Here is a 12,176-nt window from a genome sequence, read left to right on the forward strand (position 1 = left end):
CTGCTCAGTCGACCAGGTCGGCCGGGCCCAGCGCGCTCTCGAGCCGGGCGCTGACGGACCGCAGCGTGTCCGCGTCACCGGCCACGGGCCTCCAGAACAGCTGCTCGAGTGCCGCGGTGTGTGCGCGGATGCCGGCGAGCACGGCGCGACGCCCGTCGGGGGTCATCACGACCCAGCTGCCACGGCCGTCGGTCGGGCAGTCCGTCCGCTCGACGAGCCCGCGGGAGACCATGCGGGTGACCTGGTGGCTGACGCGTGACTTCTCCCAGCCGATGCCCGCCGCGACGTCGCGCACACGCAGCCGGTGGTCGACCTGGCGGTGCAGCCCGATGAGGATCTCGAACTCGGGCGTGGAGATCCCGGCGCCCTGCTGCACGGCGTGGTCGAGCGCCCGGTCCAGTCGTCGCCAGACGTCGTGGTACGCGTCCCACGTGGCCCAGTCGCGGTCCACGTCGCCCTGCTTCGACATGTCGTCAGCGTATCCATGCGGACGGGTCCTCGCGGGCAGGATCATCCACCAGGATGACGCTCAGCTGACTCTTCGCCGTCGTCCGGCGTGCTCCGAGGTCATGCCGGTGCGTCGCCATACGATCGATCCATGGCGACCGCTCGACTCCAGGACTGCACCGACGACGTCGTCGCCCTCGTGCGGCGGTGGATCGGCGCGTCCGCCGACGTCAAGCCCGACCCGGGGGCGGCGCGGCTGGCGGCGGTCCTGCGCGACGAGCAGGGCCTCGACTTCACGCTCGGGTTCGTCGACCGGGTCGTCCGGCCCGAGGACCCGCGGGTCGCGGCGCGCCAGCTCGAGGAGATCAGCCAGGACGTCCCCGACGAGCTGGCCTGGTACCTCCGCGGTGCCGTCACACTCGGCGGCGGGTTCGCGACGATGGCGCCGTGGGCCGTGGTCCCCACCGCCCGTCGGATCCTGCGGCGGGTGGCCGGGCACCTCGTCGTCGACGCGGCACCGTCCAGGCTCGGACCGGCCCTCGCGAAGGTCGCGGACGGCGGGTCCGTGCTCGACGTGCACCACCTCGGTGAGACCGTGCTCGGCGTCGCCGGGAGCGACCGACAGCTGCAGCGCACCATGGACCTCGTCCGACGCGACGACGTCGACCGCGTGACCGTCTCCGTCGGCACCGTCGTGCCGCAGATGTCCCTCTGGGCGTTCGACCAGACCGTGGAGCGCATCGCCGATCGGCTCGAACCACTGTTCCGGCTCGCGGCGTCGACCCCGGGCACCGAGGGCCGTCCGACCACGTTCGTCACCCTCGACACCGAGGACCACCACGACCTCGACGTGACCGTCGCCGCGTTCCGGCTGCTGCTCGACCGCGACGAGTTCCTCGGGCTGCCCGCCGGCGTCATGCTGCAGGCAGCGCTCCCCGACACCGCCGGGGTGCTCGAGTCCCTGACCGAGTGGGCCGTCGCCCGTCGGGCCCGTGGCGGGGCACCGATCACCGTCCGGTTGACCGAGGGCGCCTCGCTGGCGACCGAGCGTGTCGACGCGCTGCTGCACGACCGGCCGCTCGCCACCTGGGGAAGCGCGACCGAGACCACCACCGCGGCCCTGCGACTGCTCGACACCGCACTCACGCCGGAGCGCACGGACGCCGTGCACGTCGGGGTCGCCACGCAGGACCTCTTCACCCTCGCCACCGCGTGGGTGCTCGCCGAGCATCGCGGGGTGACCGACGCGCTCGAGGTCGAGATGCAGCTCGGCATGACCGCGACGCACGCCGACGCCGTGCGTGCCGACGTCGGCCGGATCGTGCTGTCCACCCCGGTCGTCCACCCCGACGAGTTCCGTTCGGCGATCGGCTACCTGGCCCGGCGGCTGCAGCAGAACGCCGAACCGCAGGGCTCCGCCGCCGCCGCGTTCGAGATCGACCGCGACCAGGTCGCCTTCGAGCGGGAACACCAGCGCTGGCTCGCCGCCGTCGCCGCGCTCGACGAGCCCGTGGCGGCGACGCACCGCACGCAGGACCGCCGCCGAGCCCTCGGCGAACCCGTGCCGGCAGCGCCCACGGCGGCCACGCCGGACACCGACCCGACCGTCCCCGCGAACCGGGCCTGGGCCGCCGACGTGCTGCGTCGGGTGCCGGCGTCGAAGGCCGGCGCGCAGACCATCCGCGGCGCCCGGGTGCTCGACCGCACCAAGCTCGAGCGCATCATCCGCAGCACTGCCCAGGCCGGTGTCAACTGGGGTCGCCAGGACCCGGTCGACCGCGCCGAACTCCTCGAGCTGATCGCGCACGAGCTCGAGACCCGGCGTGCCGACCTGGTCGAGGCCGCGGTCGCCGAGACCGGGGCCACCCTGGCCGAGGCCGACGCCGAGGTCAGCCAGGCCGTCGACCACGCGTTCATCGCCGCCGAGCAGGCCCGTGGCCTGTCGGACGTCACGGACGCGACCTTCGTGCCCCCGCGCCTGACCGTGGTCGCGCCCTCGTGGGACTCCCCGGTCGCGGCCACCGCCGGCGGAGTGCTCGCCGCGCTCGCCGCCGGCAGTGGCGTGCTGCTGAAGCCCGCCCCCGAGGCAAAGCGGACCGGGGCCGTCCTGTCCGACGTGCTCTGGGACGCCGGGGTGCCGCACTCCCTCCTGCAGCTCATCGACCTCGACGAGGACGTCCTCGGCCGCCAGCTCATCGCACACCGGGCCGTCGACCGCATCCTGCTCACGGGCTCCACCGAGACGGCGAGGTCCTTCACGTGGTGGCGCGCCGGACTCCCGCTCACCGCGGACACCGCCGGCAAGAACGCGATCGTGGTCACTCCCTCGGCGGACTTCGATCTGGCGGTGCGTGACGTCGTCCGCTCGGCGTTCGGCCGAGCGGGACAGCAGCGCACGGCGGCGTCCCTCGTGGTGCTGGTCGGTTCGGTCGGCGAGAGCGAGCGCTTCCGCCGGCAGCTCGTCGACGCCACGCGCTCCCTCCGGGTGGCCTGGCCGGACGACCCCGCTGCGCAGATGGGGCCGCTCGTCCACGAACCGGCCGGTGCCGCACTGCGCGGGCTCACCGAGCTCGGCCCGGGGGAGACGTGGCTCGTCCAGCCCGAGGCGCTCGACGACTCCGGGCGGCTCTGGTCCCCGGGCATCCGGGACGGCGTCCGACCGGGCAGCGACTTCCACCAGACCGAGTACGGCGTGCCGGTGCTCGGGATCATGCGCGCCGAGACGCTGCGGGACGCCATCGCGATCCAGAACGACACCGACTTCGGCCTCACCGCGGGGCTCCACTCGCTCGACGTCGACGAGGTCGCCGACTGGATGCACCGCGTCCGTGCCGGCAACCTCGTCGTCAACCGGCCCACCACGGGATCGGTGGTCCGACGGCAGCCCCCTGGCGGCTGGAAGCGGTCCGCCGTCGGCCCCGGCACGAAGCCCGGCGGGCCCTCGTACGTCGCGTCGCTCGGACGGTGGGAGCCGGTCCCACGGACGGTGCACCAGAGCATCCAGCTGCACGGGCTGCCGGCGCGGGTCGCCGCCGTCATCGAGGCCGCCCGCAGCGGACTGCGGTTCGAGGAGTTCGACCAGGTCCGGGCGGGCGCGCTCAGCGACGTCCGGGCGCGGAAGACCCGGTTCGGCAGCGCGCGGGACACCGCGGGGCTCGGCGTCGAGCGGAACGTCCTGCGCTACCGACCCCAGTCCGTGATCCTGCGGCAGTCCGACGGGGCCTCCAGCGGGGACTTCGTCCGGGCGCTCGTCGCCGCGACGGCCGCTCGTGCCCATGTCCTGCTCAGCACGGGCCGCCCGCTGCCGGGTCCCCTGACGCAGCTGTTCGCCGCCAGCCGGCCGCCGCTCGACGTCGTCGACCACCTGGTCGAGTCGGACGAGGAGTTCCTCGCCCGTGCGGAGTCGGGCGCGGTGTTCCGCGACAACTGGTCGAACCCGACCGACGAGCCGCAGGACGCACTCGACATCGTGCTCTCGCAGGCGCGCGAACAGCCGAGGCACACCGCGTTCGGCGGCCCGGGTGCGCGCATCCGGCTGGTCGGCGGGGACGCACTGGCGCTCGAGGAGGCGCTGGGCGCGAGCATCGACGTGGCGATCTTCGACGCGCCGGTCGTCGAGGCCGGCCTGATCGAGATGCTCCCGTACCTCCGCGAGCAGTCGGTGTCGGTCACCACGCACCGCTTCGGGTCGATCGACCCGCGGTTCGCGGCCCTGCGCATCTGACCGTCAGGCGGGGCGTTGCGGAGGTGACCAGCGCCTCCTGGCCGGTGCCCGTGCTGACGGTGCCGGGGCAGGGGCGGCTCGTTGCTTCTGCTCAGCAGACATGACGGATCCGGTCGGCGGAACGCGCGTTCCACCGACCGGATCCGTCAGCCGTACGAACGAGGACGGGTCAGTCCTCGGTGTCGCCCTCGTCCTCGGGCTCGACGCCGGTCTCGTCCATCCGGTCGCGCAGGTGGTCGGCCATCGACGCGGCACCCTCGGTTCCGTGGTCGTGGTTCACCTGCTCGATCAGGCCCGACAGCTTCTCGTGGTTGGTCGCGTCCGTGGCGCCGTCCATGACGGGTTCGGTCTGCTCGTTGTCACTCATGATCGGGACGCTACGCGCGGTTGCCGTGCGTGTGCGTCGAGCCTGTCCACGCTGTCCCTCGAACTGGGGGAGACAGGTGCTCTGTCCCCCTTTCGGCGGACCGGCTAATGTCGTCTCCAGCGAGCCACACCCGATCGGCGGTTCCCCTGACTGCCGCAGGTTCGCACGAAGCATCGACGCTCCGGCCCCTCTGGAGCGTCCCTGCGCCCGGGCCGGAGCGCCCTTGCTCGAATGCCTCGGGGTCAGCGCTTCCGGCCGGTCCCGACGAGGGCGATCTCGGCCACGGCCAAGCCCGTTGCGAGCCAGAACTGCCGCGTGCCGATCCGGCCCCACCGGCCGCCGAGCAGCATCAGCGGGAGCATCGTGACCGCGTGCCCGGCGTCGATCGCGGCGCCGAGGGTGTGGGCGTTGCCGGTCCCGGCCCGCAGCAGCAGCGCCGCCTGCACCAGGTGGCGCACGCCGAGGACCTGGTGGAACGCGGCCGTGCCGCTCGTGGCGTCGACCGCACGCCGGGCGTTGGCGAGGTGTGCGACACCGAGCCCGGCGCGGACGCCCTCGACGGCGGTCTGACGCTGCACGACGGCGGCGCGGACCGCGCGCTGGCGGCTCATCGTCGACGTCCCGCTGCGACGGCGACGGCGCCGACGATGCCGAGCGCGGCACCGATGATCCCGTTGCCGAGACGACGGTTCTCCACCCACCAGGTCTGCGGCGACCACGCATGCGCGTTGTCGTCGAACACGCCGTGCGCGCCGTGGTCGCCCTCGACGGGTTCGTAGAGGTTCGACGGCAGCGACTGGCCGTCCTTGGACGCGATCTGCTGACCGGAGACCAGGGTCTTCGCGGCGTACCAGTCGGCGAAGCGCCCGCTGATCCGGTTGCCGAGGATCGTGTAGACCGTGGACTCACCGACCCAGGTGCGACGGCGGGGACGCTCGGCGGTGGCGGCGATGGCGCGGGCGCCGACCTCGGGCTGGTAGATCGGCGCGACGGGCTGCGGGTGGTGCGGCAGCTGCGACTTGACCCAGTTGAACTGGATCGTGTTGAGCGCCGGCATGTCGACGCGGGACACCTGCACCTTGCTGCCCTGCTCGATGAGCTCGGAGACGACGGACTCGGTGAACCCGACGATCGCGTGCTTCGCCCCGCAGTACGCGGCCTGCAGCGGGATGCCTCGGAAGCCGAGCGCCGAACCGACCTGGATCACGTGACCGCGGTCGCGGGGGACCATGCGGGTCAGCGCGGCGCGGGTGCCGTTCACGAAGCCGAGGTAGGTCACGTCCAGGGCCCGCTCGAAGTCCTCGGGCGCGGTGTCGAGGAAGCGGCCGAAGACGCCCACCATGACCCCGTTGACCCACAGGTCGATCGGGCCGAGTTCGGCCTCGACGCGATCGGCTGCACGCTCGACCGCCTCGCGGTCCGCCACGTCCACCGAGAGCGCGAGTCCGCGCTGCCCGGCGGCCACCACCTCGGCGGCCGCGGCGTCGACGCCCTCCTGGCCGCGGGCGATCACGGCCACGTCCCACCCCTTGGCGGCGAGTTCCCGCACCGTCGCTCGTCCGAGTCCTGCCGAACCACCGGTCACCACTGCCACACGTGTCATGACTCCAGTTGTACGCACGCCCGGGCGCCGTCACTCAGCGATGTCCCCCGGGCGCGCTCTCGTCAGCGACCGGCGCCGAACCGCGTCGTCACGCCGGGGGAGTACAGCACCGAGTCCGGCGCCAGCGACGTCAGCGCGAGCGGCAGTCCCGCAGCGCCGATCAGGTCGTCCCGCAGCGTCGCGACCGTCCCGCGGTGCAGCGCCCACGGCTCGTGCTCGTTCGGCCAGTAGCGCGTCGCCCCGGCTCGCCGCACGTGCATGCCCCAGCGCGCCGTCAGGAACGTCTCGAGCGTGCTCGGCTCCGCGATCGCCTCGCCCACCTCGACCTCCACCAGGGAGCGCAGGTGCGATCCGTGCCGCCGCATCGCGTACCCGACGCGGCCGTGGCCGGAGCGGTGCTCGGCGTTCGCCCACCAGTACGGCAGGCCCGTGGCCACGCGGGCCCCGATCGTCGGCAGGAGCTTCCCCGCGTCGAGCGACAGGAACACCACCCCGTGCTGCCCGCGCTCGTCCACGGTGTAGACGCGCACGTTGACCTCGACGAAGTCGCCGATGGAGCCGGTCCGACCCAGCGGTCCGAGTGGCGGGAAGCGGGTGTCCTCGAACCGGAACCCGATGAGGCCCACCCAGGTGGTCACGCCGTCGTCCACCCCGTCGACGCTCATCGTGTCGGGGCGGGTCCCGGCGGGCAACAGGGGCGCGACGGCGGAGACGTCGACGCGCCAGTGCACGAAGACGACGTCGAGCCAGTCCTGTGAGATCCAGGGACGGCCCGTCAGGCCGGGGGCAGCGGACTGGAGGCTCGGCTCGGCCCCCACGGGTCGGGTGTCGGTCACGGGGTGCTCGGGTCGTCACGGAGGTGGGTCACGGGAGCATCGTCCCACCCGGTCTGCGGCGTCGCACAGGTGCCTCGGAACACGTACTGCGACGGACGCTTCCGTTCGTTCGACACCCAGTCGATCGCGGGGCGCCGACGCTCGGGCGGCAGGTACCCGATCCGGTACACGGCCATCAGCTCGAGCTCCGGCGGGACCTCGAGCAGCTGTTCGACCTCGGTCCACGACTCCTCGATCTCCATCGGGAACGAGACGAACTGGATGCCGAGGCCGAGCTCGGTCGTCGCGAGCCAGATGTTCTCCATCGCCGCTCCCATGCTGAACACCGAGTAGAACGCGTTCCGCGCCTCCTTCCGGTACTCGTCCCGGTCGAGCATCACGCCGAGCAGCAGCGGCGACCCGGCCACGAGCTTCCGGTTCTCCTCGCCGAGGGTCTGCGGTACCCGGAGCGTGTTCATCAGGAACTGCCCCCGCTTGGTGAACACCTGCCCGGTGAACGGCCGGAGCGGCTTCGGGAGCTTGTCGAAGAGCATGCCGTCACGGCGCTCGTCCATCTCCGCCTGGCTGAACCGGAAGTACGGCTTGTAGCGCTCGAAGAAGGTTCCCTCGGACATCGTGCGGGTCATCGCGCGCCCGCTGATCGCCGCGACCTGGTCGATCGTCGACCGTTCCTCGACCAGGACGAAGCGCCACGGCTGGCTGTTGAGCTGCGACGGAGCCCGGCCGGCCAGCTCGACGAGGAGCCGCTGGTGCTCCTCGGACACGGGGTCCGGCAGGAACGCGCCGTTCGTCGTCCGTCGGCGTCGGATGGCCTCGATGAGCTCCACTGCTGTCCTCCCTGGCGTCAGCGTCGCCCGGCGAGCACCGCCCCCAGGTAGGACGGCGCGGCGGCGACCGCGACTTGCCAGTGTGCTCCGGAGCGGGGGTCGGTCCGTGGAGCAACGGCCAGCGGGACGAGTGCCGGCAGCAGGAACAGGGCCGCGCGTGACCGGGTCCAGAGCGGTGTCGTGGCGGCCACGCCCGTCAGGGTCGCGGTCACCACGAACAGCCCGTGGTGCACGACCCGCAGGCGCTTCGTGCGGATGAGCCGGACGGCCACGGCGGTGCCCCACGCGCAGTTCGCGACGTAGGCGAGCGCCGCTGCCGTGACCAGGCGCCGGGCCGGACCCCGGCCTGCCGGAGCCGCTCCGAGCCTCCTGGCCGTGCGGGACGCGGGGACCAAGGCGGGCTACGCGGACTCGCGCGAGACCAGGCGGGACAGCACGATCGCGGAACGCGTGTGGTCGACCTGCGGCGCCAGCCGCACGCGGTCGAGCGCTTCCTCGAGTGCCGGCAGGTCCTTCGAGCGCATGTGCACCACGGCGTCGGCGCTGCCGGTGACGGTGCCGGCGTCGACGACCTCCGGCACGGAGTCGAGCAGCGTGCGGAGCTCGTCGGGGGAGACCGTGCCGCGGCAGTAGAGCTCCACCCAGGCCTCGGTGCCACGGTCCTCGACCGCGGGGTCGACCTTGATCGTGAACCCGCGGATGACCCCGTCGGCGACCAGACGGTCCACGCGGCGCTTGACGGCCGATGCCGAGAGCCCGACGACCGACCCGATGTCGCCGTATCCGGCGCGGGCGTTCTCCCGGAGCTGATCCAGGATGCGGTGGTCGAGCGAGTCCATCGGCGACCATCGTACGCGCAGTCGTTGCGAGGACGTCGGGGTGGACGCACGAAACGTGCGCGATCCGTGCTGTGGCGACGGACCCGCACTCCCTAGACTGATGCTCGGCGTCGACCTGGTCCGCCGCGGTACCGGCGAGTGAGCCTGCATCTCGCCGAGGTTGGTCCAGTGGTGGTTCCTGGCAGGCTCGGGCCCGAAGTCCCAGGAGGACTCCAGTGTCGAACCCCGAAACCAGCACCGTCTCCGCGCCCGCTCCGGTCCGCACCGCGACGAAGCGCACGATCCTCATGTGCAAGCCCGACTTCTACACGGTCAGCTACCGGATCAACCCGTGGATGCACCCCGAGGACCCGACCGACACCGCCAAGGCCGTCGCCCAGTGGCAGGAGCTGTACGACGTCTACCAGGGGCTCGGCTTCGAGATCCACCTGATCGACCCGATCGACGGCCTGCCGGACATGGTCTACGCGGCCAACGGCGGCTTCGTGCTCGACGGCGTGGCGTACGGCGCCAAGTTCCAGTACCCGGAGCGTCAGCCCGAGGGCCCGGCGTACATGGACTGGTTCCGCTCCGCCGGCCTGCAGGTCGCCGAGCCCGTCGAGACGAACGAGGGCGAGGGCGACTTCCTGCTCGTCGGCGACGTCATCCTCGCCGGCACCGGCTTCCGCTCGGACAGCACCTCGCACGAGGAGATCGCGCGGGTCTACGGCCGCGACGTCATCACCCTGAAGCTCATCAACCCGAGCTTCTACCACCTCGACACCGCCATCGCCGTGCTCGACCCGGAGCCCACCGCCGACGGCACCTCGAACATCGCGTACCTCGAGTCCGCGTTCGACGAGCCCTCACTGGCGATCCTCCGCGAGCGCTTCCCGGACGCCATCATCGCGACGGAGGAGGACGCCGCCATCCTCGGCCTGAACTCCTACTCCGACGGCTACAACATCGTGATCGCCGCTCGTGCGACAACGTTCGCCGAGCAGCTGCGCGACAAGGGCTACAACCCGATCGGCGTCGACCTGTCCGAGCTCCTCCTCGGCGGCGGCGGAGTCAAGTGCTGCACGCTCGACCTGCACCCGGTCGGCACCGGCAACTCCGTCGCGCGGTCCTGATGGACACCGCACCGGGCACCGCGACCGGCACCAACACCGCCGCGGCGCTCGCCGTCGAGGACCGGGCCCTCGCGCACAACTACAGCCCGCTGCCGGTCGTCATCGCCTCCGGTGACGGCGCCTGGGTCACGGACGTCGACGGCAAGCGCTACCTGGACGGCCTGGCCGCGTACTCGGCCGTGAACTTCGGCCACGGCAACCCGCGGCTGCTCGACGCAGCACGGGCGCAGCTCGACCGGGTCACCCTGACGAGCCGCGCGTTCGTGAACGACCGACTCGGACCGTTCGCCGAGTCCCTCGCCGCGCTCACCGGCACCGACATGGTCCTGCCGATGAACACCGGTGCCGAGGCCGTCGAGTCCGCTATCAAGGTGTCGCGAGCCTGGGGCTACCGGGTGAAGGGCGTGCCGCAGGGGCAGGCCACGATCATCGTCGCCGGTGGGAACTTCCACGGCCGCACGACGACGATCATCTCGTTCTCCGACGACCCCGACGCCCGGAACGACTTCGGGCCGTACACGCCGGGGTTCCGCACCGTGCCGTACGGCGACGCCGCTGCGCTCCGCGAGGCCATGGACGAGACCGTCGTCGCCGTGCTGCTCGAGCCGATCCAGGGCGAGGGCGGCGTGGTCATCCCGCCCGCCGACTACCTGCCGGCCGTCCGCGAGGTCTGCGACGAGTTCGGCGCGCTGTTCATCGCCGACGAGATCCAGTCCGGCCTCGGTCGCACCGGGCACACCCTCGCGGTGTCGCGCGTCGGCGTCCGGCCCGACCTCATCACGCTCGGCAAGGCCCTCGGCGGCGGCATCGTCCCGGTGTCCGCGGTCGTCGGGTCGCGCGAGGTGCTCGGCGTGCTGCGTCCGGGCGAGCACGGTTCCACGTTCGGTGGCAACCCGCTCGCCGCTGCCGTGGGTGCCGAGGTCGTCGCGATGCTCGACGAGGGGATGTTCCAGCAGCGGGCCCTCGCGGGTGAACCGGTCCTGCGCGGCCTGCTCGACGACCTCGTCGGCCACCGCGGCGTGTCACACCGCGTCGCCGGGCTCTGGGCGGGCATCGACATCGACCCCGCCATCGGCACCGGCAAGGAGATCGCGAAGGCCATGGCCGCCCGCGGGGTCCTCGTGAAGGACACCCACGGGTCGACGATCCGCTTCGCCCCGCCGCTCGTCGTCACCGACGACGAGGTCGCCACGGCGATCGGTGCCCTGGCCGCGGTCCTGCGCGACCGCAGCTGACGCACCGGGCCCGCGCCGAGCCTCCCGGCTGGCCTGCTGGCTCGCAAAACACCGGTGTTCGTGGTCCGCGCCGCGATCTTCCGCGGCGTGACCCCGGAACACCGGTGTTTTGCAGCCAGCCCTGACCGGACGCAACCAGCCCTCGGCCAGCCCGCGTCAGACCGCCCAGCGCTCCGCGAGCTGGTCCATCAGTGCGTCGAGCCGCTCGTCGACGACCTGCTCCTCCGGGTGCGCCTCGTACCAGGCGAGCACCTCGCGCGCGCCCTGCCGGTAGGTCGTCCGCGGCCGGTACCACGGCACCAGCGACCGGATCTTGCTGTTGTCGAACACCGAGCTGTTGGCCTTGTCGCCGAGCAGCGCTGCGCCCCAGTCCTCGTCGACGGCCGCGATGGCGTCCGCGGGGACGTGCACGATCTGCAGGTCCTCGACCCTGGCCGCGGCGGCGAGCTCGGCCGCGATCGCGTTCCAGGTGGGAGCCTCGTCGCTCGTGATCGTGAAGGCCTCACCGATCGCCGAGGCATTGTCGAGCAGCCCGGTGAACCCGACCGCGAAGTCGCGGCTGTGCGTCAGCGTCCAGAGCGACGTGCCGTCACCCGTGATGATCACCGGCTTGCCGGCACGCATGCGCGCGATCGCGGTCCACCCGCCGGTCAGCGGCAGCTTCGTCTCGTCGTAGGTGTGCGACGGCCGGACGATCGTGACCGGGAAGTCCTGCTCCCGGTAGGCCTCCATGAGCAGCTCCTCGCACGCGATCTTGTCGCGCGAGTACTGCCAGAACGGGTTCTTCAGCGGCGTCGACTCCGTGATCGGCAGGTGCGTCGCCGGCGTCTGGTACGCCGAGGCCGAGCTGATGAACACGTACTGCCGGGTCCGCCCCGCGAAGAACTCCACGTCCGCCTGCACCTGGTCCGGCGTGAAGGCGATCCAGTTGACGACCGTGTCGAAGTGGCGGTCGCCCAGCACCTCCGCCAGGGCGGTGCGGTCCGACACGTCGGCCTGGAGGCGCGTCACGCTGTCCGGGATCGGCCTGCCTCCGGTGGTCCCACGGTTCAGGACCGTGACGTCGTACCCCTGCTGGGTGGCCTCCGTGACGCACGCGGCGCTGATGACACCGCTCCCGCCGATGAACAGGACGCTCGCTCCGGTCATTGATGACTCCTTCGTCGTGGTGGTCGTGCGCACTGCA

General features: G+C 72.3%; 12 protein-coding genes. 3 read left to right on the forward strand and 9 right to left on the reverse strand.

Annotation, left to right across the window (positions count from 1 at the left end; translation table 11 throughout):
- Positions 1-4: 4 nt before the first annotated feature.
- Positions 5-469, reverse strand: a complete 465-nt coding sequence (locus OVA28_RS04520) for a MarR family winged helix-turn-helix transcriptional regulator (protein ID WP_194659666.1) — start codon at positions 467-469, stop codon at positions 5-7.
- Positions 470-598: 129 nt separating this feature from the next.
- Between OVA28_RS04520 and OVA28_RS04525 the strand changes: the two genes are divergently transcribed.
- On the forward strand, positions 599-4,171 hold the full coding sequence (locus OVA28_RS04525) for a proline dehydrogenase family protein (protein ID WP_268095912.1): 3,573 nt from the start codon (positions 599-601) through the stop codon (positions 4,169-4,171).
- A gap of 169 nt (positions 4,172-4,340) precedes the next feature.
- On the opposite strand, the gene OVA28_RS04530 is transcribed toward OVA28_RS04525, so the two are convergent.
- From OVA28_RS04530 to OVA28_RS04560, 7 genes are all read right to left on the reverse strand, one after another.
- On the reverse strand, positions 4,341-4,538 hold the full coding sequence (locus OVA28_RS04530) for a hypothetical protein (protein WP_194626941.1): 198 nt from the start codon (positions 4,536-4,538) through the stop codon (positions 4,341-4,343).
- A gap of 242 nt (positions 4,539-4,780) precedes the next feature.
- Positions 4,781-5,149, reverse strand: a complete 369-nt coding sequence (locus OVA28_RS04535) for a hypothetical protein (protein ID WP_268095914.1) — start codon at positions 5,147-5,149, stop codon at positions 4,781-4,783.
- Positions 5,146-6,141, reverse strand: a complete 996-nt coding sequence (locus tag OVA28_RS04540) for an SDR family oxidoreductase (RefSeq protein WP_194659669.1) — start codon at positions 6,139-6,141, stop codon at positions 5,146-5,148. The genes OVA28_RS04535 and OVA28_RS04540 overlap by 4 nt, the downstream gene beginning before the upstream one ends.
- Before the next feature lie 62 nt (positions 6,142-6,203).
- Positions 6,204-6,977, reverse strand: a complete 774-nt coding sequence (locus OVA28_RS04545; protein WP_268095915.1) for a YqjF family protein — start codon at positions 6,975-6,977, stop codon at positions 6,204-6,206.
- The gene (locus OVA28_RS04550; RefSeq protein ID WP_268095916.1) at positions 6,974-7,804 is read right to left on the reverse strand and encodes a nitroreductase family protein; all 831 of its coding nucleotides are present in this window, start codon (positions 7,802-7,804) and stop codon (positions 6,974-6,976) included. Before OVA28_RS04550 ends, OVA28_RS04545 begins: the two co-directional genes overlap by 4 nt.
- Before the next feature lie 17 nt (positions 7,805-7,821).
- On the reverse strand, positions 7,822-8,199 hold the full coding sequence (locus tag OVA28_RS04555) for a hypothetical protein (protein ID WP_267419454.1): 378 nt from the start codon (positions 8,197-8,199) through the stop codon (positions 7,822-7,824).
- Positions 8,200-8,205: 6 nt separating this feature from the next.
- Entirely contained in the window at positions 8,206-8,643 is a 438-nt protein-coding gene (locus OVA28_RS04560; RefSeq protein ID WP_194626951.1) for an Lrp/AsnC family transcriptional regulator, read from the reverse strand.
- A gap of 215 nt (positions 8,644-8,858) precedes the next feature.
- Here OVA28_RS04560 and ddaH point away from each other — a divergent pair, with 215 nt between their 5' ends.
- Positions 8,859-9,755 carry a dimethylargininase gene (ddaH, locus tag OVA28_RS04565; protein ID WP_442780760.1) on the forward strand — a complete coding sequence of 299 codons (897 nt, stop codon included), beginning with the start codon at positions 8,859-8,861 and terminating at the stop codon, positions 9,753-9,755.
- Positions 9,755-10,990, forward strand: a complete 1,236-nt coding sequence (gene rocD, locus OVA28_RS04570) for an ornithine--oxo-acid transaminase (protein WP_268095917.1) — start codon at positions 9,755-9,757, stop codon at positions 10,988-10,990. Before ddaH ends, rocD begins: the two co-directional genes overlap by 1 nt.
- A 156-nt stretch (positions 10,991-11,146) precedes the next feature.
- Here rocD and OVA28_RS04575 read toward each other — a convergent pair whose 3' ends face one another.
- Positions 11,147-12,139 carry an NAD-dependent epimerase/dehydratase family protein gene (locus OVA28_RS04575; RefSeq protein WP_268095918.1) on the reverse strand — a complete coding sequence of 331 codons (993 nt, stop codon included), beginning with the start codon at positions 12,137-12,139 and terminating at the stop codon, positions 11,147-11,149.
- Positions 12,140-12,176 lie beyond the last annotated feature (37 nt).

The sequence above is a fragment of the Curtobacterium sp. SL109 genome, from assembly GCF_026672405.1.
Lineage (GTDB): Bacteria > Actinomycetota > Actinomycetes > Actinomycetales > Microbacteriaceae > Curtobacterium.

Bases quoted from the DNA above. Each gene is read 5' to 3' on its own strand.
- OVA28_RS04520 (WP_194659666.1), bottom strand. From the start codon at position 469: ATGTCGAAGCAGGGCGACGTGGACCGCGACTGGGCCACGTGGGACGCG.
- OVA28_RS04525 (WP_268095912.1), top strand. From the start codon at position 599: ATGGCGACCGCTCGACTCCAGGACTGCACCGACGACGTCGTCGCCCTC.
- OVA28_RS04530 (WP_194626941.1), bottom strand. From the start codon at position 4,538: ATGAGTGACAACGAGCAGACCGAACCCGTCATGGACGGCGCCACGGAC.
- OVA28_RS04535 (WP_268095914.1), bottom strand. From the start codon at position 5,149: ATGAGCCGCCAGCGCGCGGTCCGCGCCGCCGTCGTGCAGCGTCAGACC.
- OVA28_RS04540 (WP_194659669.1), bottom strand. From the start codon at position 6,141: ATGACACGTGTGGCAGTGGTGACCGGTGGTTCGGCAGGACTCGGACGA.
- OVA28_RS04560 (WP_194626951.1), bottom strand. From the start codon at position 8,643: ATGGACTCGCTCGACCACCGCATCCTGGATCAGCTCCGGGAGAACGCC.
- rocD (WP_268095917.1), top strand. From the start codon at position 9,755: ATGGACACCGCACCGGGCACCGCGACCGGCACCAACACCGCCGCGGCG.
- OVA28_RS04575 (WP_268095918.1), bottom strand. From the start codon at position 12,139: ATGACCGGAGCGAGCGTCCTGTTCATCGGCGGGAGCGGTGTCATCAGC.